Annotated in this window: 19 protein-coding genes and 1 riboswitch; of the genes, 13 read left to right on the top strand and 6 right to left on the bottom strand. The window is 35.8% G+C overall.

From position 1 onward, the window contains the following. Nucleotides 1-13: 13 nt before the first annotated feature. Both recJ and H560_RS0112430 read right to left on the bottom strand, forming a co-directional pair. On the bottom strand, nt 14-1,726 hold the full coding sequence (gene recJ, locus H560_RS0112435) for a single-stranded-DNA-specific exonuclease RecJ (RefSeq protein WP_027380350.1): 1,713 nt from the start codon (nt 1,724-1,726) through the stop codon (nt 14-16). 196 nt (nt 1,727-1,922) lie between these two features. After that, the gene (locus H560_RS0112430) at nt 1,923-3,545 is read right to left on the bottom strand and encodes an ABC-F family ATP-binding cassette domain-containing protein (protein ID WP_027380349.1); all 1,623 of its coding nucleotides are present in this window, start codon (nt 3,543-3,545) and stop codon (nt 1,923-1,925) included. 118 nt (nt 3,546-3,663) lie between these two features. On the opposite strand from H560_RS0112430, the gene smpB reads away from it, so the two are divergent. The 5 genes from smpB to H560_RS0112405 all read left to right on the top strand — a co-directional run bounded on the left by smpB (nt 3,664) and on the right by H560_RS0112405 (nt 8,375). Next, complete coding sequence (smpB, locus tag H560_RS0112425) at nt 3,664-4,122, top strand: SsrA-binding protein SmpB (RefSeq protein WP_027380348.1); 459 nt, start codon at nt 3,664-3,666, stop codon at nt 4,120-4,122. Between the two features lie 77 nt (nt 4,123-4,199). Further along, on the top strand, nt 4,200-5,690 hold the full coding sequence (locus H560_RS0112420) for an OmpA family protein (RefSeq protein ID WP_027380347.1): 1,491 nt from the start codon (nt 4,200-4,202) through the stop codon (nt 5,688-5,690). A 92-nt stretch (nt 5,691-5,782) separates the two neighbouring features. Further along, nucleotides 5,783-6,523, top strand: coding sequence for a YebC/PmpR family DNA-binding transcriptional regulator (locus H560_RS0112415; RefSeq protein ID WP_027380346.1), 741 nt, complete (start codon nt 5,783-5,785; stop codon nt 6,521-6,523). A gap of 56 nt (nt 6,524-6,579) precedes the next feature. Further along, nucleotides 6,580-7,407 (top strand): UDP-2,3-diacylglucosamine diphosphatase, encoded by an 828-nt coding sequence (locus tag H560_RS0112410; RefSeq protein ID WP_027380345.1) that lies wholly within the window; start codon nt 6,580-6,582, stop codon nt 7,405-7,407. Continuing rightward, a complete protein-coding gene (locus H560_RS0112405; RefSeq protein ID WP_027380344.1) occupies nt 7,404-8,375 on the top strand; it encodes a glycosyltransferase family protein in 972 nt (323 codons plus the stop codon). Before H560_RS0112410 ends, H560_RS0112405 begins: the two co-directional genes overlap by 4 nt. Here the strand turns inward: H560_RS0112405 and H560_RS0112400 are convergent. After that, on the bottom strand, nt 8,364-8,654 hold the full coding sequence (locus tag H560_RS0112400) for a GNAT family N-acetyltransferase (protein ID WP_027380343.1): 291 nt from the start codon (nt 8,652-8,654) through the stop codon (nt 8,364-8,366). The genes H560_RS0112405 and H560_RS0112400 overlap by 12 nt on opposite strands. A 215-nt stretch (nt 8,655-8,869) precedes the next feature. Beyond that, complete coding sequence (locus H560_RS0112395) at nt 8,870-9,619, bottom strand: RDD family protein (RefSeq protein ID WP_027380342.1); 750 nt, start codon at nt 9,617-9,619, stop codon at nt 8,870-8,872. A gap of 27 nt (nt 9,620-9,646) precedes the next feature. On the opposite strand from H560_RS0112395, the gene H560_RS0112390 reads away from it, so the two are divergent. The 7 genes from H560_RS0112390 to H560_RS0112360 all read left to right on the top strand — a co-directional run bounded on the left by H560_RS0112390 (nt 9,647) and on the right by H560_RS0112360 (nt 16,517). Further along, the gene (locus H560_RS0112390) at nt 9,647-10,630 is read left to right on the top strand and encodes a stage II sporulation protein M (protein ID WP_027380341.1); all 984 of its coding nucleotides are present in this window, start codon (nt 9,647-9,649) and stop codon (nt 10,628-10,630) included. Further along, on the top strand, nt 10,614-11,576 hold the full coding sequence (locus tag H560_RS0112385) for a DUF4013 domain-containing protein (protein ID WP_027380340.1): 963 nt from the start codon (nt 10,614-10,616) through the stop codon (nt 11,574-11,576). Before H560_RS0112390 ends, H560_RS0112385 begins: the two co-directional genes overlap by 17 nt. Continuing rightward, nucleotides 11,569-12,369 carry a hypothetical protein gene (locus tag H560_RS0112380; protein ID WP_027380339.1) on the top strand — a complete coding sequence of 267 codons (801 nt, stop codon included), beginning with the start codon at nt 11,569-11,571 and terminating at the stop codon, nt 12,367-12,369. Before H560_RS0112385 ends, H560_RS0112380 begins: the two co-directional genes overlap by 8 nt. A gap of 12 nt (nt 12,370-12,381) precedes the next feature. Continuing rightward, nucleotides 12,382-13,542 carry a DUF4350 domain-containing protein gene (locus H560_RS0112375; protein ID WP_027380338.1) on the top strand — a complete coding sequence of 387 codons (1,161 nt, stop codon included), beginning with the start codon at nt 12,382-12,384 and terminating at the stop codon, nt 13,540-13,542. 80 nt (nt 13,543-13,622) lie between these two features. Beyond that, nucleotides 13,623-14,654, top strand: coding sequence for an AAA family ATPase (locus tag H560_RS0112370; protein ID WP_027380337.1), 1,032 nt, complete (start codon nt 13,623-13,625; stop codon nt 14,652-14,654). A gap of 88 nt (nt 14,655-14,742) precedes the next feature. Then, on the top strand, nt 14,743-16,065 hold the full coding sequence (locus H560_RS0112365) for a DUF58 domain-containing protein (protein WP_027380336.1): 1,323 nt from the start codon (nt 14,743-14,745) through the stop codon (nt 16,063-16,065). Nucleotides 16,066-16,091: 26 nt separating this feature from the next. Further along, nucleotides 16,092-16,517, top strand: coding sequence for an OsmC family protein (locus H560_RS0112360; protein ID WP_027380335.1), 426 nt, complete (start codon nt 16,092-16,094; stop codon nt 16,515-16,517). 66 nt (nt 16,518-16,583) lie between these two features. On the opposite strand, the gene H560_RS22415 is transcribed toward H560_RS0112360, so the two are convergent. Then, a complete protein-coding gene (locus tag H560_RS22415; RefSeq protein ID WP_081413969.1) occupies nt 16,584-20,291 on the bottom strand; it encodes a DUF7619 domain-containing protein in 3,708 nt (1,235 codons plus the stop codon). Nucleotides 20,292-20,546: 255 nt separating this feature from the next. After that, nucleotides 20,547-23,162 carry an MGH1-like glycoside hydrolase domain-containing protein gene (locus H560_RS0112350; RefSeq protein WP_027380333.1) on the bottom strand — a complete coding sequence of 872 codons (2,616 nt, stop codon included), beginning with the start codon at nt 23,160-23,162 and terminating at the stop codon, nt 20,547-20,549. 189 nt (nt 23,163-23,351) lie between these two features. Then, nucleotides 23,352-23,460: riboswitch (SAM riboswitch) on the top strand. A gap of 59 nt (nt 23,461-23,519) precedes the next feature. Between H560_RS0112350 and H560_RS23770 the strand changes: the two genes are divergently transcribed. After that, nucleotides 23,520-24,458: an alpha/beta fold hydrolase gene (locus H560_RS23770; protein ID WP_027380331.1), complete on the top strand. Its 939-nt coding sequence runs from the start codon at nt 23,520-23,522 to the stop codon at nt 24,456-24,458.

The raw sequence follows: 24,458 nt of genomic DNA, 5'->3' as shown, positions 1-24,458 counted from the left end.
CAAGGTGGCAGATTTATTCTCTGAATTTCACATCCTTTATATTCAAATAATGCGTCACATTTCCTTTCCAGTGATTTTCTTCTAAGGTGAATGCCAGATCAAAGCTTTTTGTTCTGAAATCATCAGCAAACTGTCCCAGTTTGAAGCCTACACATTCAATATTTCTGCCCGTAGATTCCTGTTTAATGTAAAATTTAAGGTGATTATTATCTTTTCCCATCGTTTTAATGTATCCGGAAACTTTTTGGTTGGTTAAAGCCAGGATAGGTTTCATATTGTGAGGTCCGAAAGGTGCCAGTTTTCTGTGGAAATTAATGAATTCGCGGTTGATCTCATCAATCTGTATTTCAGAATCTATGGTGATGGAAGGTTCTTTCTGATGCTCTTTGATCTTTTCAGAAACAATTCTTTCAAATTTTTCTTTAAAAGCCTCAAATTTGTCTTTCTCCATAGAAAGCCCAGCCGCAGCGTGGTGTCCCCCGAATTTTAAAAAATATTCTGAGCACATATCCAAAGCTTCATGCACATCAAAATCGGAAACCGATCTTGCGGAAGCCACCATTTCGCCATTATTTCCATCAGTGAAAACCAGGGTAGGCTTGTAGTAAGTTTCAATCAATCTTGAAGCTACAATCCCGATAACGCCTTTATTCCATTCCGGATGATAAACGATGGTAGTGTATTTTGTTTCCTGCTGAGATTCAATAATTTGATTTAATGCGGAAAGCGTAGAGTTCATATCCAGCTCTCTTCTTTCATCATTAAGATCCATAATGTCACTCACAATCTGATGAGCATGCTTAAGATTATCTGAAACCATAAGCTCAACAGCTGCTTTTCCGTGAGAAATTCTTCCAGCCGCATTGATTTTCGGTGCAATTTCAAAAACAATATTCGAAATCTCAAAGTGAGACAGCTTTTCATCAGGAATAAGAAGCCTTAATCCAAGATTTCTTGTTTTGCGTAAAGTTTTTAATCCCATTTTTGCCAAAACTCTGTTTTCGCCGGTCATGGAAACAATATCGGCGGCTATGGAAATGGCCAAAAGGTCTGTTAGTTCAAACAATTCTGCCTCGGGAAGCTTATAAATGGTATTTAAACCCTGGCAAAGCTTGAAACCGACTCCACATCCGGAAAGTTCCTTGAAAGGGTAGCGGCAATCGCTTCTTTTGGGATCAAGAACTGCAACGGCATTGGGAATTTCTTCACCGGGTAAATGGTGGTCACAGATGATAAAATCAATATCCAGGCTTTGCGCATAGCTGATCATATCCAATGATTTAATTCCGCAGTCCAAAGCTATGATTAATGAAAAACCATTTTCTTTGGCGAAATCAATCCCCTCGGTTGAAATTCCATACCCCTCAGAATTTCTGTCAGGGATATAATAATCTAAATATTTTTTCTGAACAATTTTGCTGAGGTACAGGTACATCAAAGCAACAGCAGTGGTTCCGTCTACATCGTAATCTCCGTACACAAGTATTTTTTCCCCGTTTTCGATAGCAGTGGCAATCCGCTCTACGGCTTTCTGCATATCCGCCATTAAAAAGGGGTTGTGAATATCTGTAAGATTGGGTTTAAAGAACTCTCTAGCTTTCTGATAATTGTCAATTCCTCTAAGAACGAGAAGCTTAGATTCAAAAGTTCCAAAACCAAGTGACGAACTTAATCCGTCCACAATTTCCTCGTCGGGTTCGGGCTTATAAATCCATTTTTGACTCATTTCACAAAAATAGGGAAAAAAACTCAAAAACCCTATTGTAAAAAACGGATGAAAAGTGATTTCAAACCATTTTGAAAAAAAAGAATTTTATGATAATGCCCTGTAATAGATAAATATCAAATTATTAAAATCAGAAGCTTATAAATAAAAAATAGCTGCCCGACGAGCAGCTATTTTATTTTAAGTTTAATAAAGATTAAGAATACATTTTTTCTCTTAATTCTTTTACTTTTTTATCAGCAAGATAATCATCGTAAGACATTTCTCTGTCGATGATTCCTGTCGGAGTCAGTTCGATGATCCTGTTACAGACTGTTGAAAGCATTTCGTGGTCATGAGAAGCCAGTAAGATATTTCCTTTGAAGTTTGATAAAGAGTTGTTCAAAGTCGTAATACTTTCAAGGTCTAAGTGGTTGGTAGGTTCATCCAGTAAAAGAATGTTTGCTTTCTGAAGCATCATTCGGCTGAACATACATCTCATTTTCTCACCTCCTGAAAGTACTTTACAAGACTTCAAAGCTTCATCACCCGAGAATAGCATTCTTCCTAAGAAACCTCTTACGAATTCTTCGTGGCGTTCTTCGTCATTTTTTGTGAATTGTCTTAACCAGTCAACCAGGCTTAAATCTTCCTGGAAAAAGCTTGTATTATCTAAAGGCATGTGAGATTGTGTCGTGGTAACACCCCAAGCAACAGTCCCTTTATCCGGCTGAACGTTTCCTGCCAGGATTTCGAAAAATTCTGTAATAGCTAGAGAGTTTTTAGATAAAACAGCAACTTTATCTCCTTTTTTAAGGTTTAAATCAATATTTGAAAATAATAATTCCCCGTCTTTCGTTTTTTCAAGACCTTTTACATCAAGGATCTGATCTCCTGCTTCTCTTTCCATTTCGAAAATAATGGCAGGGTATCTTCTTGAAGAAGGTTTAATATCATCGATGTTTAATTTATCGATCATTTTCTTTCTCGCCGTTGCCTGTTTTGCTTTTGCAACGTTTGAACTGAATCTGGCGATAAAATCCTGAAGCTCTTTCTTCTTTTCCTCAGCTTTTTTGTTGGCCTGAGCTCTCTGTCTCGTAGCTAATTGAGAAGCCTGATACCAGAAAGAGTAATTACCTGTGTAAAGGTTTAGTTTGGCATAATCAAGGTCTCCGATGTGCGTACAAACCGTATCCAGGAAGTGACGGTCGTGAGATACAACGATTACCGTATTTTCGTAATCTGCTAAGAAATCTTCTAACCAAGAGATTGTTTCAATATCAAGGTCGTTCGTAGGTTCGTCCAAAATTAGTACATCCGGATTTCCGAAAAGTGCCTGAGCTAAAAGAACCTTTACCTTGTCTTTGTTTTCAAGCTCGCTCATCATCTGCCAGTGCATATCATCTGTAATACCTACGTTTGAAAGCATAGTCTGTGCATCAGATTCAGCTGTCCATCCTCCCATTTCATCATAGATTACACCTAGTTCCCCTGCTTTGATTCCGTCTTCGTCTGAGAAGTCTTCCTTCGCGTAAAGCGCGTCCATCTCCTCTTTTATCTCGAATAATTTCTTGTTACCTCTCAAAACCGCTTCCAGTACAGTATATTGATCGTAAGCAAAGTGATCCTGCTCAAGAACTGACATTCTTTTTCCAGGTTCCAAAGATACGTGTCCTGTTGTTGGGTCCTGTTTTCCTGTTAATATTTTAAGGAATGTAGACTTTCCTGCACCATTTGCTCCGATGATTCCGTAGCAGTTTCCTTTGGTAAACATAATATTTACCTCGTCAAAAAGAACTCTTTTCCCGAATTGTAAAGATAAGTTAGATACTGTTAACATATAGTTTTGTAAATTTGGCGCAAAAATACGAAAAGAATTTGGGTATTTCGTAATAATGTAATATTCAAGTTTTTAATGTGAGGTATTTTTTATATATTTCAAGTAAAGAAATTTTAAGATGAAGATCGAAAAGACAGTCAATATATTAAACAGGAGGGCGAGATTCGAATACGAAATTCTCGAAGAATATGAAGCAGGAATGGTTTTAACGGGTACGGAAATAAAATCATTACGCTCTTCTAAAGCTTCCATTACGGAATCGTTCTGTCAGTTTATTGATGGGGAATTATACATTATTAACATGATGATTGATGAGTATAAATTGGGAACTTTTTATAATCATAAAACAAAAAGGGAACGGAAATTGCTGTTGCACAAAAAAGAATTGCAAAAGCTGGAGAAGAAATTAAAGGACGCGGGAAATACAATTATACCTTTAAAATTATACATTAATGACAGAGGTAAAGCGAAGGTCTTAATAGCGTTGGGAAGGGGGAAAAAGCTTTTCGATAAAAGGGAGAGCATAAAAGATAGAGAAAATAAACGTAACCTAGACAGAATATTAAAGAAAAGTTAAAAATCATTTGAAAAACTTTGTATATAAAGAAAAATTATATTTATTTTGCATTATCAATTATTTAATCATTTAATTCTATGAAAAATCTAAAATTAGGAATTTCAGCATTGGCGCTTACTGTTGCTTCTACTGTGTTCGCTCAGACTACCAACAATCCGTGGATGATCGGGGTTGGTGCTCACGCGGAAAACCATATGGCACAGAGAAACACTTTCAGTAATACGTTTTCTGCTAATAATTTGACGAAGACGATGTTCAATATGAACAACTTCTCTATTACACCACCTTTGTCTAAGCTTACAGTTGCTAGAAACATCGGTAAAGGTTTAGTTCTAGACTGGCAGACTACGGTAGGTAACGTTGAGAACAAAAGATTCAACATGGGGAAAGAATTCTTCCTTCAGACGGGTCTTGGTATTCAATTCAAAGCTGCAGGTCTTCTATGGAACGAGGAGTCTTGGTTTGACCCTTATTTAAGAGTGGGTGCTAACTACCTGAGACATGACCATACTTCTCTTACTTTCCCAAGAACTGATGCAAACGGTGAGTGGATTACAAACGGAGAAAATGGTAATGAAAACGGTAAAGCTAACTTCTTTACTGTAGCTACAGGTGCTGGTGTTAACTTCTGGGTAACTAAAAACTTCGGTCTTGGTGTTCAGGGAGATTATGTATCAACTCCGGGTAACAAGTCTGGTGTTGCTAACTTCTGGCAAGCTGGTGCTTCATTGAACTTCAGATTTGGTAACAGAGACAGAGATAAGGATGGTATCCTGGATAAAGACGATTTATGTCCAGATACACCAGGTTTACCAGAATTCCAAGGATGTCCTGATACTGATGGTGACGGAGTTCCAGATAAAGACGATCAATGCCCAGATGTGGCAGGTCCGGTTGAAAACAACGGATGCCCTTGGCCAGATACTGATGGTGACGGTGTAATCGACAAAGATGATGCTTGTCCTACAGTTGCAGGTCCTGCTGAAAACAACGGTTGTCCTTGGCCAGATACAGACGGAGACGGTATCTTAGATAAAGATGATGCTTGTCCTACTGTTCCAGGTCTTCCAGAATACAACGGATGTCCTAAGCCTAAAAAACAAACTGCTATCGAAGTAGAAGGTAAATTAGGAAGTGTATTCTTTGATTTCAACAAAGCTACAATCAAAGCTGAATCTACTCCTGCATTAGATGCTGCTGCTGAATTAATTAAGAAAGACGGTGGTAACTATCTATTAGAAGGTAGAACTGATGCTAAAGGTTCTGAAGCTTACAACTTGAAGTTATCTAGAGAAAGAGCTGCTGCTGTAGTTGCTGCTTTAGATGCAAGAGGTGTAGATGCTAACTCTCTTAAATCAGTAGGTGTTGGTGAAGCTAAAGCTACAGTTTCTGAAAAAGCAACTGATGCTGAAAGACAAGTAGACAGAAAAGTAGTTGTAACAGCTATTGAAAACGCTGACGAGTGGAACGCAATCAAGAAAAGAGATTACGAAGATGCTCCAGTGAAAAAAGCGACTACTAAGAAAAAAGCTACAGCTAAGAAAAAAGTAGTTAGAAAGAAAAAATAATTAATTTTTCTAAATATAAATACCTCCAGTTTTCTGGGGGTATTTTTTTTTCGTTGACTTTTAATTAATTTTGTCAAAATTTAAAAATAAAAATGGGAAGAGCATTTGAATATAGAAAAGCTTCTAAAATGGCCAGATGGGATAAAATGGCCAAAACTTTTTCTAAAATTGGTAAGGATATCGCACTGGCAGTAAAAGCCGGAGGGCCAGATCCTGAATCCAATCCGGCGCTGAGAAGATGTATCCAGAACGCCAAAGGCGCAAATATGCCAAAGGATAATGTTGAAAGAGCTATCAAAAAGGCTAGTGGGGCAGATGCAGAAAATTATGAGGAAATCACCTATGAAGGATACGGGCAAGGAGGTGTGGCATTTTTCGTAGAATGTACAACGAACAATACAACAAGAACGGTTGCCAATGTAAGAGCAATTTTCAATAAGTTTGATGGAAACCTTGGTAAGAATGGGGAACTGGCATTTATCTTTGATAGAAAAGGGATTTTTACAATAGATTTAGCCCAGATTAAAATGGATTGGGATGATTTTGAAATGGAGATGATCGATGGTGGAGCAGAGGACGTGGAAAAGGATGAGGAAGAAGTAATGATCACGACTGCTTTTGAAGATTTCGGTTCTTTATCTCATAAGCTGGATGAGCTTAAAATAGAAGTGAAAAGCGCTGAATTGCAGAGAATTCCAAACCTCACAAAAGAAGTAAATGAAGAGCAGTTCAAAGCAAATATGAAAATGCTTGAGCGTTTTGAAGAAGATGATGATGTACAAAACGTGTATCACAACATGGAAATTACTGAAGAGCTGATGAACTCTTTATAAAAAATAATATAACATTCATATATAGTTAACTTTCAATTAGTTTCTTTGCAAAGATTATGAAAAGAAACGTTGAATTAGTTGTTATATCGGATGTTCATTTGGGAACTTATGGATGTAAGGCTAAAGAATTACTGAGATATCTCAATTCTATTCAGCCTAAAACTTTAGTTTTGAACGGTGATATCATCGATATCTGGCAATTCAAAAAGTCTTACTTCCCTAAACCTCATTTGAAGGTGATCAAAAAGATCCTTTCATTCGCTACAAAAAATACTGATGTGTACTACATCACCGGAAATCATGATGAGATGTTCCGTAAGTTTACCGATTTCGAATTAGGTAAATTAAAAGTCTGCAACAAAATCTGTCTTGACATTAATGACAAAAAAACATGGATCTTTCACGGAGATGTTTTTGATGCATCCGTTCAGCACTCGAAATGGATCGCAAAGCTGGGAGGTAAAGGCTATGATCTTTTAATTGTAATCAATAATGTGGTCAATTGGTTTCTGGAGAAAATGGGCAGGGAAAAATATTCATTTTCAAAAAAGATTAAAAACAATGTAAAAAAAGCCGTGAAATATATCGGCGATTTTGAACTCACCGCTTCTGAATTAGCCATAGACAATCATTATGATTATGTAATCTGTGGACACATTCACCAGCCGCAGATCCGTGAGGTGGTCAACAAAAAAGGATCTTGTACTTATCTAAATTCCGGAGACTGGATAGAAAATCTTTCCGCTTTGGAATATCATGATAAAGAATGGAAAATTTTTTATTACGATGACCATAAACATTTGCTTCAGGATGACGGAACAGAAGAAATTCAGGATATTGACAGCAATGAGCTTTTAAAAATTGTAACTAATTTCACCAAATGAAAATCCTATACGCATTTCAGGGAACAGGAAACGGGCATGTTGCCAGGGCTCAGGAAATTGTTCCTATTCTGAAAAAATATGCATCGGTTGATACCCTGATCAGCGGACACCAGTCGCAATTAAAGGCTGATTTTGACGTTAACTTTCAGTATAAAGGAATTTCGTTGCTTTATAACAAAACAGGAGGTCTATCCTACCGTAAAACATTTACGGATAATAATTTTCTTGAAGCTTTAAAGAATATCAGGGAAATCGAACTTTCAAAATATGATCTCGTCATCAATGATTATGAGCCAGTAACAGGCTGGGCATGTAAGCTTAAAAAACATCCGATGATAGAATTGAGCCATCAGGCTTCCATGTTGTTTAAGGAAACACCTAAGCCGGAAAAGAAAGATTTTTTTGGAGAAATGGTGCTTAATTATTATGTTCCGAGCGAAAAAAGAATAGGCTTCCACTTTGAAAATTACCATCCGCAGATCAAAAAGCCGGTTATCAGAAAGAAAATCAGAAATCTTAATCCGGACAAAAAAGGATTTTATCTGGTTTATCTTCCCAGTTTTTCGGATGAAAATATTATTAAAGTGTTAAAGCAGATTCCGGTGGAATGGAAAGTTTTTTCCAAATATTCCAAGCTCCAGTATAAAGAAAATAATGTTGAGGTTTTCCCGATTGATGAAATTCAGTATCTGAAATCATTTGAAAACTGTGATGGAATTCTTTGTAACGCCGGTTTCGAGAGCCCAGCTGAAGCACTTTTTATGGATAAAAAATTATTCGTTATCCCTATTCATAATCAGTATGAACAGGAATGCAATGCCTGCGCTTTAGACAAAATGGGAATTCCGAACTCTAAAGTTTTAAAATTAGAAGAAATTCAAAATTGGGTAGCTTCTGATCAGCATCTTAGAGTGAACTACCCGGATGACATTGAAGAAATTCTTGTGAATGAGGTTTTAACGCTGTAAGAAAACATCGTCCACATCGCTCATTCTGGTCATTACGGCTCTTGCATAAGAACAGTGGGGATAAACCTTCCAGTTGTTTTCTCTTGCAAATTTAATGGCTTCTTCTACCAGATATTTTCCCATTCCTCTTCCTTCAAATTCAGGATGAACGAGGACAAAGGAAATGATAAACCTGTTTTCTTCAGGAAAAATGGTGTATGTTAACCTTCCGATTTCTTTAATTTCGTTATTTAATGTAATTACTCCGCCGTTTCCTGATTTATTGTTTTCAAATTTCATAATCTAAGCTTTTATACTTGTAAAAGTACAAAAACCGCACCGCGAAAGTTTTGATGTAAATCAAGAAGTTGTAACACTGATGGCACGAATTTTTTCCACGAATATCACAAATTTATTCTTTGAAATTCTATCGATGAGAAGTATCAATAGGAACGGGCTTTAGCCCGTTTATAAATGAATAATCAAATTGGCTTTAGCCAAAACTTAAAAGTAAATTAATTGTCTTTTCCCGTATAATAATTATAATCTTTAATGATAACCCCGATAAACTGCCTTTCCGTCATTTTTGTAGAATCAATTTCAAGCTTCAGAATGCTTTTGATCTTTTCAGAAAGCTTGCTGATAATCTGGCGGTCGTCCACGCGAAGGGCTTTTGTGTAGTTATCCTTAATGATTCTCATGTCATTATCACTCAGGGCAATAACCTGAGGAAATGTCGGAATGTAATCTTCTTGGATATTTTCGAGGATAGTGTGAGAAATATTAATGGTATTTTTTAAAGAAATAACGGCTGTTCCGGAAGCAATATCCCCCAAACGTTGGTTGTTTTTCGATACAATCATGGAAATTAAGCCTACAACTCCCGCAAAAGAAGTATCAATAATCCTGAAAATCCACCGGATCATATAATCTCCAAAACCTGCCTGATAACCGTCTATTTTCACCACTCTGATTTTCATTGCTTTTTTTCCCGGCGTCTGTCCTTCCATCAGGCTTTCCAAAACTACAGGGTAAATAAAAGTGGGGAAAAGCAGGATAATATAAACCGCCATTACAGACCACTGATCCAGCCCGTTCAGCAGATATCCCAAGTCCAGAATATTGAAAAAAACATACAGAACAGCAATTACATAAGCAACCTTTATCAGAAGATCAATGATAAATGCAACCATTCTGTCTCCAACACTGGCAATGTTGAAATTAATATTTACATTTTGTGATGTATTAATCGCAATTTGAGACATAATTTTTATTATTTTAGCCTTACAATTATGAGAGAGGTTTATTTTATTAAACAAAATAAAGAAAAATGGTTGGGAATCGAACAGGTTATTCAAGGGAAAATTAAAAAAAATCCTGATGACCTGTCTTCGTTGTATATAAACCTGGTGAATGATCTTTCATTTGCCCAGACCTATTATCCGAAAAGCAATACAACAGTTTACCTGAACCACCTTTCTTCACAGATTTTTCAGAAGATTTACAAAACGAAAAGAGTAGAGGAAAACAGGGTGCTGTATTTCTTCAAAACTGAGGTTCCGCTGCTGGTGTATCAGTACAGGAGATATCTGGGCTATGCTTTTCTGTTTTTTATTTTGTTTACATTAATCGGGATGCTTTCTGCAATTTATGATAAAGATTTTGCCAAAATTATTTTAGGGGAAGATTATGTAAATCAAACTATTGAAAATATAAAATCAGGAAATGCGGTTGAGATTTATCAGAGCGGATCTACCTGGGGAAGTACGATCGGAATTATTTTTAACAATATAGGAGTAGGTGCAAAACTTTATATCTACGGAGTTTTTGGAGGTGTAGGCACATTATGGGCGCTGCTGTCAAACAGTGTCATGCTGGGGTCTTTCCAATATTTCTTTTATGATTATGGAGCTCTGCAGGACAGCGCAAGGGGAATCTGGCTTCACGGAGTATTCGAGATTTTTGCAATGGTAGTAGAAGCAATGTGCGGATTGATCTTAGGAGCATCTATTTTGTTTCCTAAAACTTTTTCGAGATTTAATTCTTTTAAAAACGGTTTCAGGGATTCCTTCAAAATATTTTTAAGCACGGTACCATTTACGATTTGTGCAGGAATTATCGAGGGTTACATAACGAGACATGCTCTGAAGATGCCTTTGTTTTTGAACCTGATCATTATCTTCGGTTCGCTTTTTGTGATCGGATTTTATTATTTTGTGTATCCGTTTATCGTAAATAAAAAAATTAATAACCAAATCAATGATACAGTTTTATAAAAAAAGAGATTTTGGAACTTTTATAAGTGACAGCTTTGCTTTTTTTAAGTTTTACGGAAAAAATTACTTCAAGAATTTTCTTCTTCTGAACGGATTGCTGCTGATCTTGATGGTTGTAGTGATTGTTTTGGGATTCAGAGAGTTTTTCGGGGTGCTTTTCGGTTCGAATATTAGCGGGGAGAGTTATTACCTGGAACAGTTTTTTACGGATAATTTAGGGCTGTTTATTGTGTCGGGGATTTTACTTTTTATTCTTTCGACAGCTTTGATGACTATCAATTTACTTTTTCCTGTTTTTTACATGAAAAGAGTTGCGGAAGGGTATAAAGACATAAAAACAGATGATATTTTAAATGATTTTAAGCAAAATAAAAGCAAAGTATTAACAGCTTATTTTGGCCTTACGTTTCTTGTAATGCCAGGCGCAACAATACTTTTCGGGATTTCTTATTTTCTGATTCTCATTGTTATTGGGTTGGTTTTAATGCTTTTCGTGGCTCCTACGCTGTTTAATGTGGTTACCTTTCTTTGTTACGATTATTTCAACGGAAACAGAGGTTTTTTCGAAAGTTTGAGCTATGCTGTACGATCCCAGTTTTCATATACCAACGGAAGGGAAAATTCTCCATATTGGAAATATTGGGGATCAAGCCTTATCATGGGTGCACTTTTTTACATTGTAACAGGGATATTTTCTGCTGTTCCGATGATTTTATATTTCATGACCTTAACCACCACGGCTCCCGATGCAGATTTTGAACAAAATCCTTTTAACGGAGTTTTTGGGGTGTTAATATTCTTTATGTATGGGGTCTCTTCTGTAATTTCTACGGTGCTCATGAATGTTTTATATATAAATTCAGGATTGATGTATTACGACAGCAGAACAGACCTTCATCAGAAAATAGAGCTTGCAGAAATAGAAACCATTGGCAGTAATGAATAAAATTCTTTTTTCTTTTCTGATTTTATTCTCTGCTCAATTTATCTACGCACAGACTGAGAATGATCCGCCGCCGCCAGTTGCGGAGGTGTACGTAGATTCTCTGGATACAGGGCATTATAAAAATATGTACCGTGCAGATTCTGTTTTAGCAAAAAACCTTACTACAGAAAATACAGTTTATCCCAAAAAATTTAAAGAGAATATCCCGTCAAGATACAAAGGAAAAGACTTTGATTATACTACCGTAAAGCCAAGAATGTCTTTCTGGGAGAAGCTTATGGATAAAGTATTCAGGATTCTGGAAGCTATTTTTGGTGAAACTGTATTTACGAAATCTGGCAATATAGCAGGGATTTTGGTTCGGTTGTTCGCTATTGTCCTTATTGGCTTTCTGCTTTATTTTATCATTAAATATTTGATTGGTAAAGATGGAAATTTCTTATTCGGGAAGAAAAACAGGAAGGTAGAAATTAAAGATGAAGAACTGCATGAAAATATCCATGAGATTAATTTCCCTGAAAGTATTTTGAAATTTGAAAAATCGGGAGATTACAGGTCTGCGGTACGTTACCAGTTTTTGTTTGTATTGAAAAAATTAAGTGATAAAAAGCTCATCGTGTGGAATCCGGAAAAAACCAATAAAGATTATGTGGCAGAACTAAAAGCTCCACATCTTAAAAATGATTTTTTTGATCTTTCTTATATCTTCGATTATGTATGGTACGGAGAATTTGGTATCAATGAAGAGAGCTATCTGAAATTTAAAAGCCAGTATCAAAATTTTAAACCGTAATTAAAACTTATCATGAACAAAACTTTCAAAATATATGCTGTAATTTTCATCGTTGTGATGGTGATTATCGCGTTGTTTGAAGTGAATAAAACAGAGAGTGTTGACTGGCGGAAAAATTTTGATACCAACAAAAAATCACCTTTCGGACTTTTTATTTTTAATTCTGAAATAAAAGACCTTTTTAAAAATAAAGTTAAAAAAATAGACCAGACTCCTTACGATTATTATAATGCCAATAAAAAACCGGCGCACAATATTTTGATCATTGAAAATGATATCGACAGGCAGTCCTGGAATAAAATTCTGAATGAAGTTTCCAAAGGTTCCAATGCCATGATCATGGTAAGCCAGATGCCTAAAGATATCTCTGACAGCATCGGGTATTATGATTCCAAGATTTCTTTTGAGGATGAAAATGTTTTAAAATTAACCGATAAAAAATACCAGAATGATTTCATTAAGCTTGATAAATTTCCTTCAGGAAGAGGTTTTACTTTTATCAAACCTTATGTGGAAGTTCTTGGGAAAACAGTAGAAAAAAATAATACCGACCAGGCGAATTTTATTAAAGCTAAATTCGGGAAAGGAAATATCTATGTTCACAGTGAACCCCTTTTCATTACAAATTATTACCTGCTGAAGCCGGGAAGCATAAAATATGCACAGGATGTTTTTTCCTATCTTGATGATAAAGAAACCTTGTGGTTTGTGGAAAGTCAATCCAAAGCTTCGCAGTTTTTCCTGAGATTTATTCTTTCAAATCCGGCATTGAAATATGCCTGGTGGGTGCTTTTGGGTGGTTTGATTTTGTTTATCTTTTTTAATGCAAAAAGAAAGCAGCGCATTGTTCCGGTCATTGAACCACTAAGAAATACGTCTGTCGATTTTGTAAAAAGTATCGGGAACTTATATCTGCAGGAAGGGGATTTTCATGATATGATGGCTAAAAAAGCCCAGTATTTCCTGAATAAAGTGAGGATGGATCTTTTAATTGATACCCAAAATCTGGATGAAGAATTTGCCAAAAAACTGCAGCTCAAAACCGGAAAACCGATGGAAAGGATTACTGAAGCGATCGGCCTGATAAAAAAAGCTCAGGATCCCTACGCCAACGTGATGAAAGAAGATCTGGCAAAAATGAATACCTTGCTGGATGAAATAGTAAAAATGTAACAATCTAGAAGTGTAACAATGTAACAATCCTTCATTAATTGGTAAACTGCTGCATTGGTATATTGTTAAATTAAATAAATATGGAAAACCTTGAAAACCAAAATGTAGAAAATCAAAGTTCTATAAATTTTGATAAAAAAGAAGATCAGTTTCAGTCCAGGATAGATATGATTGAGCTTCGGACAAGTTTGGAAAAAGTAAAATCCGAAATTGCAAAAGTAATTGTAGGCCAGGAAAGCATGGTGGAACATCTTTTGGCTGCATTGCTCTCGAACGGACACGTTCTGATTGAAGGTGTTCCGGGGGTGGCAAAAACCATCACGGCAAAATTATTAGCTAAAACTATTGATGTAGGCTTCAGCAGAATCCAGTTTACACCGGATTTGATGCCTTCTGATATTTTAGGAACATCAATTTTTAATGTAAAAAATTCTCAATTTGAATTTAAAAAAGGTCCTATTTTCTCCAATTTTATTTTAATTGATGAAATTAACAGGTCGCCGGCTAAAACTCAGGCTGCGTTGTTCGAGGTGATGGAAGAAAGGCAAATCACCATGGACGGAATCCGCTATACTATGGAAGAGCCGTTTCTGGTAGTAGCCACGCAAAACCCGATTGAGCACGAAGGAACTTATAGACTTCCGGAGGCGCAACTTGACCGTTTTTTATTCAAAATAAATGTAGGTTACCCAAATCTTGAGCAGGAGATTGCAATCATCAAAAATCAGCACGAAAGTAAAAAAGAAGATAAAACAGAGGTTGTAAACAAAGTAATTACGGCTCAGCAGCTGAAAAACTATCAAATGTTGGTAAAAGAAATCATTGTTGAAGCTCAGCTGATGGAATATATTGCGAAAATCATCGTCAATACCCGTGAAAATCAGTTCTTGTATCTCGGAGCTTCTCCAAGAGCAAGTTTAGCTTTATTAACGGCTTCAAAAGCTTTTGCAGCATTAAGAGGGAGAGATTTCGTAACTCCTGAAGATATTAAAGAGGCAAGCTATGCGGTTTTAAGACACCGAGTAATCGTATCGCCGGAAAGAGAAATGGAAGGCTTAACAGCCGACGAAATTATAAGACAGATTTTAGAGGGAATAGAAATTCCCAGGTAGATTTTAGAAATTAGGGCTAAGGATTTAGGGAAATTGCATTGTTTAATTTAAAATGTATCCTAATCTTAACTCCTAATCCCTTTGCAACATGAAGAATTTATACATCAATACACGCTTTTTCTTCGCGCTCATTGGAGTGGGAATTCTGTATGTCTTTGCATTTTTCTTTCCGTTTCTGATGGTGGTTGCGCATATTGTTTTGTTGTTGATCTTTTTGGCGGCAATGGTGGATTATCTATTTGTTTTCAATAAAAAAGAGGGTATTTCTGCGCAGAGGATTTTACCTGAAAAACTATCGAACGGTGATGAAAATCCCGTGAAAATTGACATCAGAAATAATTACAGCTTTAGAATTAATACAAAAATTATAGACGAAATTCCGTTTCAGTTTCAGAAAAGAGATTTTTTGATTGAAAAGCAGATTGAGTCGGGGAAAAATTCATTTTTTCAATATATTTTGGAACCGAAAGAAAGGGGAGAATACAATTTCGGAAATCTGAATGTATATGTTTCTTCTCCTTTAGGATTTGTTTCGAAGAGATTTACTTTCCAGAAGGATGCTAATCTTCCGTCTTATCCGTCATTTATTCACCTTAGAAAGTATGAATTAATGGCTATCCAAAGTGAATTTCTATTAGGCGGAATCAAAAAAATCCGCAAGCTCGGCCACACGATGGAATTTGAGCAGATCAAAGAATATGTTCCCGGTGATGATATCAGAACGATCAACTGGAAAGCGACTTCCAAAGTTAACCGCTTGATGGTGAATCAGTTTCAGGACGAAAAATCACAGCGGATTTTTATGCTGATTGATACCGGAAGAACAATGAAAATGCCTTTTAAAGGATTAAGTTTGCTGGATTATTCCATTAATGCAACGATGGCATTGTCCCATATTATTCTGAAAAAAGGAGACCGGGCCGGAATGATGACCTTCTCTAAGAAAACAGAGAACAAAATTGCAGCAGAAAATAAATCCGGTCAATTAAGAAAAATTTCCGAAGCGCTGTATAATATTAAAACGGATTTCTTTGAAAGTGATTTCAGCCGATTGTATCAGGATGTAAAATATTCTTTAAATCAAAGAAGCTTAATTTTATTATTCACTAATTTTGAAACGCTGGATGGATTAAACCGTCAGCTGAAATATCTCCGGGGAATTGCAAAAAACCATTTGCTGGTGGTCGTTTTCTTTAAAAATTCGGAATTACAGACCTTAATTCATAAAAATCCTGAAAGTATGCAGGAGATTTACGATGAGATTATTGCGGAAAAATTTGAGTTTGAAAAAAAATTAATTATCCAGGAGCTTCGTAAATACGGAATTTATACGGTTTATACCCTGCCGGAGAATTTAAATATCGATGTTATCAATAAATATCTTGAAATAAAAGCAAGGGGAATTTTATAATTTTGCACAAGCAACAAGCAACCAATATGAAAATAACACTTAATAGAATCAATGACGATTTTTTATTTGAAGCTACCAATTCTCAGGGTAGTTCAATCCTTTTAGATAATACAACACAGCCTGGTGCAAAAGGTGTTTCGCCGATGGAAAGCGTATTGATGGCGGTTGCAGGCTGCAGCGGAATTGACGTAGTTTCCATTTTGAAAAAGCAAAGACAGGAAATTACAGGTTTCAAGGCGGAAGTAGAAGGTGAAAGAATTCCTGTGGATGATGCGAAACCTTTTAAATCAATTAAGGTTAAATTCCTTCTGGAAGGTGATATTGATCCTAAAAAAGCATATAAAGCTGCCCAACTGTCTTTTGAAAAATACTGTTCTGTTTCTAAAACATTGGAACCGAATGTTGAAATAGGCTACGAAGTTTTTGTAAATGGAGAGGTGGTTACGGCTTAATTTATTTAAATATAAAAAATCCTCTTTCGGATGAAAGAGGATTGCATAAAAGTTTAAAAGATAATTTTAATTCTTAATTACTTTTTTCATCAATGTATTTTGTTCTGTAATAATTTTGAACATATATAATCCCGAAATATTATTATGTAAAGAAACTTTAGTATTCTTAGCATTAATACCTGTCTGCTTCTGAATAATTCTTCCCTGGGCATCATAGATTTCTATAGACTTGATGATTGAATCAGCACTTATATTTACATCTCCTTTGGTAGGATTTGGGTAAACATTTACCTTGTCTTTATCTTTTACAGATTCTGTAACCGCTAATGTTGTACCGCCAATATTAGTAACCGCTTCGTTAGTTGCCACCGGGAAATTGTAATCAAAATAAATGTTGGCCTTATTCATTACGCTGTCTCCGTTTACAAGATTATTTTTGGTCTTAATCTTAAATGCAATATTTCCATGTGCTGATGCAGCAAGATTGATATTTTTCATCATAAACTCTACTTTATTACCTTTTATTTTTGTAAAAGTATTGTGCGATGTATTTTGTAACTGAAGAGAATTGATGTCGTAATCATTAGGATCAATATCCATTTCCACAACAATATTTACCGCAGAAGCAGTTCCTGTATTTTCAAAATTTACTACGTAATGAAGATCTTTTCCAACCATAGAAACAGGGATTTGATTTCCTTCAAGACAGGTAATATCATTAGGGTCAAACGAATTGACCACCGTTTGTTTAAAATTAAATGAATTGTCTTCTGGATTCACATCGCCGGAAAGCGGAGTTACATTTGCCGTAAAATTAAGAATATCTCCATTGTTCACGGGGTTTGTAGGATGTGTCGGCGGATTAATATTAAATGTAATTTCCGAAGCCGTATTTCCATAAGGCTTTAAATTTACAAAATCAAATGTCACTTCGTTTCCACTTACAACTGAAGGCAGTGATGATGTAACAAAAGTCATTCTTGAAGTATCGAACGAAAGAATTGCTTTTCCTGAAAGCGTAGCATTTCCTTTATTTCTCCAGATAAGTTTATATTTTGCATCAAAGCCGGGTCTTGCATCAGTAACGGGAGCAATGATGATCTCCAGGTCTTTTACGTTTCCGTTTTTGGTAACACAGATGTTTTGAGTGGAAATATTATTGTTATCATTTGTAAAATTCACCGTGAAACTGGAAGGTGTTACTGTGTAAAGAGAAGGGTTTTCCGGTTCAGTAGTTACTGTAAAATTACCAGTTTGTGTAAAGAAGTTATAAGTTCCGTCACTTTTAACAAATGTTTCTCCGGTACTTGTGCCGTCATTGATTTTCAGCTTCATATGCTCGAAAAATTCGTCATTCGTATCGCATCCATTGTTGTTTTCATCGAATCTTACGGTTCCGGTGATGGTGTTGTAGTTTCCGCCGGGAGTAATATTGCAATAGCTGTTCACGTTGCAGCCTGTATATCCGTTCTGGCTTATCATGGCTTGAACCGCGGGTATTTCGGAGTCATCACAGCATACATAATTAAGATTAGGAAGATTAGAGAAATCATAATAAGAGCCAAATTCTGAAATACCATTTTTCAAAATAATTATGGAGAGCTGTGGGTTATCAGAGCATATAAATCCATCTATGGATGGGGGGGTATTCTGACCATGATAATATTTGCTGAAATCAAGTGTTGTAAGCTGATTATGAGAACAGTTGAAACTGTAATCCGTACTTGTATTGTCTAAATTCAAAGAAGTCAAATTATTATATGAACAATCTAGATGTAAGAGATGTCTTCCGGCAATATTTAGATTTTGTAATTGATTATGTGAAGCATATAGTTCATCGAGATACTGTAATCCGGAAGTATCAAGTGAGCTCAGTTGGTTGTAGCTACAATCTACAAATGAAATGTTTGAATTACTGGTAAGATTTAATGATGTCAGTTGATTGTTTGAACAGAATAAACTTGTTAGGTTGTTTAAATTATTTATAACTAAATTAATTAACTGATTGTCTCTGCAGTCTAAATATTTAATAGGTAAGTTTTGAAGGTTTAGATTTGTTAAAGAATTAAATCGACATACAAGCTTTTCAATTAACGGCATATTGTTTAATACCATATTTGATAATTGATTATTATTAAATACTAGATTCTTTACTTTTGGCAAATTTTGAAAGTCTAATGAGGTTATAGTTCCATCACTATAATCAAAATTTATCAAATTAGGAAGGTCATGTATATTAAGTGTTGTAAGATTATTTTTTCCGCATATAATAGTTTCCAAAGATTGCAGGTTGGAGAAGTCAAGATTATTTAAATAGTTGTCACTGCAATCGAGAGTTTTTAAATTAGGTAAGTTGGGTAGGTCCAAGCTTGAAAAGTTGCATCTTCTAATATCAAGATCTGTAAAATTGTTACAACCGGTTAAATTAATATTATTTATAGCATATCTGCCTTCGTAAGAATTTCCATTATGCAAAATGATATTTGATAATGAAGAGCAATTCTGCAAATTGATTGATTGTATTTTGTAAGATCCTTTTATATCAAAAGTAGTAAGCATTGGGCAATTAGAGGCATTAATCTGAGTTAATGTCAAAGAACTTGCAGGGCTGTAATCACAATGTAAAATCTTTAAGCTTTCTAATTTAGGAAGGTTGCTCACATCAAGTGAGGTTAGTTTCAATTCATATGTTGCAATCTTTCTTAATTTTGGGCAGTTTTGTACATTAAGAGATGACATGAGGGTAGTTTGTTGCTGCATGCAATCAAGAGGAAAAAATAATATACTATCTAAGTTTTGTAAATTACTCAGATCGATGGAACTACAGTTTGCAGCCCCTGATATTGTCTTTAGATTAATACAATTATTAACATTCATTGTATTGTTGTAAGAATTAGCCTTTAGATCGACCAAGTTTGTACAATCTTTTACATTCAGATTTGTAATATTTCCGCCAGTAACTGAAATTAAATTTGGACAGTTATGAGCATCCAACGTTACATTATACTTGTTAAGCGTTATTGTCTTTAGATTAGGTAAATTGGCAACATTTATAAGGCTACTCACAGCATTAGTAAAATATTCTTTAAGTGTAAGGTTTTCTAAGGCATTGCAACCTTGAAGTAATAATGTATTTAAATTAATATTTTCAATATAAAGATCCTTTAATGAAGTGAAATTATTAAAATCTAATGTTCCTATATTAACAGTTGGAGTTCCATAAACGTCATTGTAGCCAATTATTTTAGCATTATTTAATACAGAGCATCCTGAGAAAGATAAAGCTGGAGAAGCTCCATTGTATCCCGCTACAAAAGTTTTTAAAGCTGTACAGTTGGAAACATTAATGTCATGATTGGCAGTAGTACTGAAAACTAATGAAAGGTCTAAATTTTCTAAATTCGTCATACCGGATAAATCTACTGCTCCCGAATAGTGATTCGAATTTCCTATCTTTAAAGCAAACTTTTTTAAAGCTACAAAACTTTTTATTCCGTCGATAGAATTTATTGTTGTATATGAAATGCCAGTACCTTCCCCATAAATAGAAACATTCAGCTCACTTACTTGCTGTGCTTCATTCACCTGAATATCTCCATCGTCATTTGCATCAATTTTAAAATAATTTCCGTTAAGATTTTTTGCAACCGTATTACTAGGTGATGCAGAAAGCAGTTTTGCCTTAAAATTAGCATCTGTAAAGGAGATGTTCTGTGCCCTTATTCCCAAGCTAAGCATACAAGAGAACAATAAATAAAATAATTTTGTTTTCATTAAAATTTTTGTGTTAAATTTTTTGAGGTTTTGTGTTCAGTAAATCGGCAGGGAATTAAAATCCCAACCAATATTCAATTCGAGAAATGTTTTGAATGAATTGTCGAATTCCCAATATAGAAATCAGGAAAGCAAAATAATTTGTCTTCATCTGTATGTGTTTTGTACTGCAAAGATAACCAATTAATTAATGCTTTTTTTGCAATTCCTGTCGATATATTTCTACAAAAAAAGCTCCTAAAAAGGAGCTTTTTACTATAATGTCATTCTTGGTTTCATCAGTTTTGCGACGGTTGCGGTCCATCCTGTCTGGTGTGAAGCGCCCACTCCCCGGCCGTTATCTCCGTGGAAATATTCAAAAAAAGTAATGTAATCTTTGAAATTATCATCATAATTGAATTTCGCATTTCCTCCATTAAACGGGCGTTGACCAAATTCATCTTTAAGAAAAATAGAGCATAACCTGTTGCTGATATTTTTGGCTACTTCATCAAGGTTTCTTTTGTCTCCACTTCCGGTCGGAAGCTCCACTTTAAGGCTGTTTCCATAATAAAAATGGAAACGCTGCAGGCTTTCTACGATCAGGAAATTGATAGGAAACCAGATAGGCCCGCGCCAGTTGCTGTTTCCTCCGAACATTCGGCTGTCACTCTCGGCAGGTGTGTAGTAGACTACGTTTTCGGTACCGTGAACAGAAAATACAAATGGGTTTTCCTCGTAAACTTTAGACATGGCACGGATTCCGTAATCGCTTAGGAATTCTTTTTCGTCCAGCATTCTGTTTAAAACCTTTGTGAGCCTGGTTTTTCGAAGAATGCTCATCAGATGCTTTCTTCCCTGGCCTTCTTCTTCCCAATGCGAGACGAGTTTTGTAAGCTCAGGTTTATTCTTTAGAACCCAATCCATTCTTTCCCTGAAATTAGGCATTTTATCAAGGAGATGGTGGTCAATAATCTCCACGGCAAACATCGGAATCAAACCAACAATACTTCTTAATTTTAATGAAATACTATCGCCGTTTCCAAGCTGTAAAACGTCATAGAAAAATCCGTCTTCTTCATTCCACAGGCCTTTTGTGCCTTCGCCAAGATTTTCCATGGCTTCGGCAATATAGAGATAATGTTCAAAAAATTTGATCGCCATATCTTCATACACCTGATAATATTGAGCGAGCTCCATGGCAATTCGCATCATATTCAGGGCGTACATCGCCATCCAGCTTGTCCCGTCGGCTTGCTCAAGGTGCTGCCCGTCTTTTAACACCATATTTCGGTCAAAAGCACCCACGTTATCGAGTCCCAGGAAGCCTCCTCCAAAAATATTCTTACCGTTTTTATCTTTTCGGTTAACCCACCATGTGAAGTTCAGAAGCAGTTTTTGGAAAACTTTTTCTAAAAATAACAGGTCTGGCTTACCATTTTGTTTTTCATCAATTTTAAAGACCCTGAAACAAGACCAGGCATGAACAGGCGGGTTCACATCACTCAGGTTCCATTCATAAGCGGGGAGCTGCCCGTTTGGATGCATATACCATTCTTTTGTCAGCAAAAGAAGTTGTCCCTTCGCAAATTCTGCGTCAATAATAGCAAATGGGACACAATGAAAAGCCAGATCCCAGGTTGCATACCAAGGATATTCCCATTTATCGGGCATTGAGATGATGTCTTTATTGTGAAGATGGTTCCATTCGGTATTTCTTACATAATTATTGAAATCTCTCGGAGCTTCGTAATTCGGGTCGCCCTTCAACCATTTTCCAACGTTGTAATGATAAAACTGCTTATTCCAAAGCAATCCTGCGAAAGCCTGTCTTTGAACGTTTTTCTCATCGTCACTTTCTATATCTTGCTGAATATCACGATAAAATTCATCAGCTTCTTCTATTCTGGATTTAAATATTTCATCAAAATTTTCGAAAGGCTCGTCAGTTTCATTCGGAGATAATCTGAAATCGAAGGTTTTGCACTGTCCGGCTTCAATGGTTTCATCAATTATAAAAGAAGCTTTTGTTCCTCTTTTTTCCGGATTTACGGTATTGCTGCCGTAAGTGATGTAGTCATTGATACCGTCTTTATAATAAGTGTTTCCGGGATATGGTGCGCCGTGCAGCTTTGGAGTATTGGTTTCATTTTCGCAAAAAACACTTTCAGCATTAATGTTTCTGGAGTAAAACTTTTTGATTGAAATGCTGTCGTGATTAATATCAATACAGCCTTCAGATGACGCATTTGTATGGCCTTTGTAAGTATTGTAACCCCATTTCCAGTTGTTTCTGAACCAGGCTGTAGGGATTACTACAATGGGTGCGTCAATTTGGCTTCTGTTGCAAACTGTTACCCGAACCAGAATATCATTATGGTCAGCCTTTGCATATTCAATAAAAATATCGAAATATTCATCATTATCAAAGATTCCGGTATCGATAATTTCGTATTCGGGCTCTTTCTTGCTTCTCCTGGCGTTTTCCGCCCGGATATCATCATAAGGGAAAGGGTTGATGGGGTATTTATACACCATCTTCATATAGCTGTGAGTAGGCGTATTGTCGAGGTAATAAAAAATTTCTTTAATATCTTCTCCATGGTTTCCCTGAGGATTGCTGAGTCCAAAAAAACGTTCTTTCACCATCTTATCTTTCTTATTCCAGAAAGAAAGTGCAAAACAAAATAGCTGCTTTGCATCAGAGATTCCCGCAATTCCTTCTTCGCCCCAGCGGTAGGCATAGCTTTCTGCATTGTTGTGATTGGCGAAATTCCACGCATCGCCGTTTGAGCTGTAATCTTCACGTACGTTTCCCCATTGCCGGTTGCTTACGTAAGGTCCCCAGTTTTTCCAGTCGCTGTCTTGTAATCTTTGTTTCTCAACACTCATATTTCACCATATTTCAATACGAAGTTAGTTTTTTTGAGAAATAATTCCAACTTCACCCTTCTGAATAATTTTGGAAATAAAGTCGGAAACCCTTTATTGATCGGCGTTAGAAATATTAAATTAATTTTTTTTAAATTTTTTAAAAGAAATATTCTATCTTTGCATCATTCGTTCATTCAAATATTGAAAATGTTATCAAGAAAGGTTGAGGGATTAGACCCTGTGAAACCTTAGCAACCCTTTGCGCAAGCAATGAAGGTGCTACGTTCTACCAAAATTATTTTTGGACAGATAACTCACTGAAGTTCTTTCAGCCATTTCTCATGGCATTTTCAATTGTATTTAAAGTAAATAGAATTGAAAACAGAACTAAAATATTGTCATTTTTTGTATAAAACCAATTCCGGTAAGGAATACAATATTCCGTTAAGCTACCAGCTTTTCGGGAGAGATCTGCTTTCTTCACCGGTAGTTTTAGTTAACCACGCTTTAACCGGAAATTCCAATGTCTCCGGAGAAAAAGGATGGTGGAAACAGCTTATTGGCGAAAATCAGGTTATTGATACAAACAAATACACGGTTCTGTGTTTCAATATTCCCGGAAACGGTTACGATGATTTTTTAATTGGTGAATATGAAGATTTCACACCTTCAGATATTGCGAATATCTTTTTAAAGGGACTTGAAATTTTAAATATTAAAAGTTTACATGCCATTATCGGAGGTTCTCTGGGAGGAGGAATCGGCTGGGAAATGCTGGTGAAAAAACCAACCCTTGCTGAAATTTTCATTCCGATTGCCTGCGATTTTAAAACTCACGACTGGCTTCATGCGCAATGCCTGGTTCAGAAATTTTTGTTAAATCAAAACGATGAGCCATTGCAAAAAGCCAGGATTCATGCGATGTTGTGCTACCGGACACCCCAGTCCTTAAATGATAGATTCCAGAATAAATATAATCAGGAAAAACAGAGATTAGAATCAGAAGACTGGCTGATTTATCACGGAAAAGCTTTAAACGAAAGATTTAGTTTAAAATCTTATAAGCTTATGAATCATCTGCTGATGAATATTAATGCCAATGAAGATTATTTGGAAAAAATTCAGGCACGAATGCACATGATCTCCGTTGATACAGATTTATTCTTCCCGGCTTCTGAAATCCGAATGTGCTTTGAAAAGCTAAAAGAAAAAAAGGAAAATATTTTCTGTCACGAGATCAAATCAATTCATGGGCATGACGCCTTCTTAATGGAATACCAACAATTAAATAACATCATTAAAAATATTTTGTAA

The sequence above is a fragment of the Chryseobacterium daeguense DSM 19388 genome, from assembly GCF_000430825.1.
GTDB lineage: Bacteria > Bacteroidota > Bacteroidia > Flavobacteriales > Weeksellaceae > Chryseobacterium > Chryseobacterium daeguense.
The sequence above is the reverse complement of the archived record's forward strand: the minus strand, read 5'-3'. Positions and strand labels throughout refer to the sequence as shown.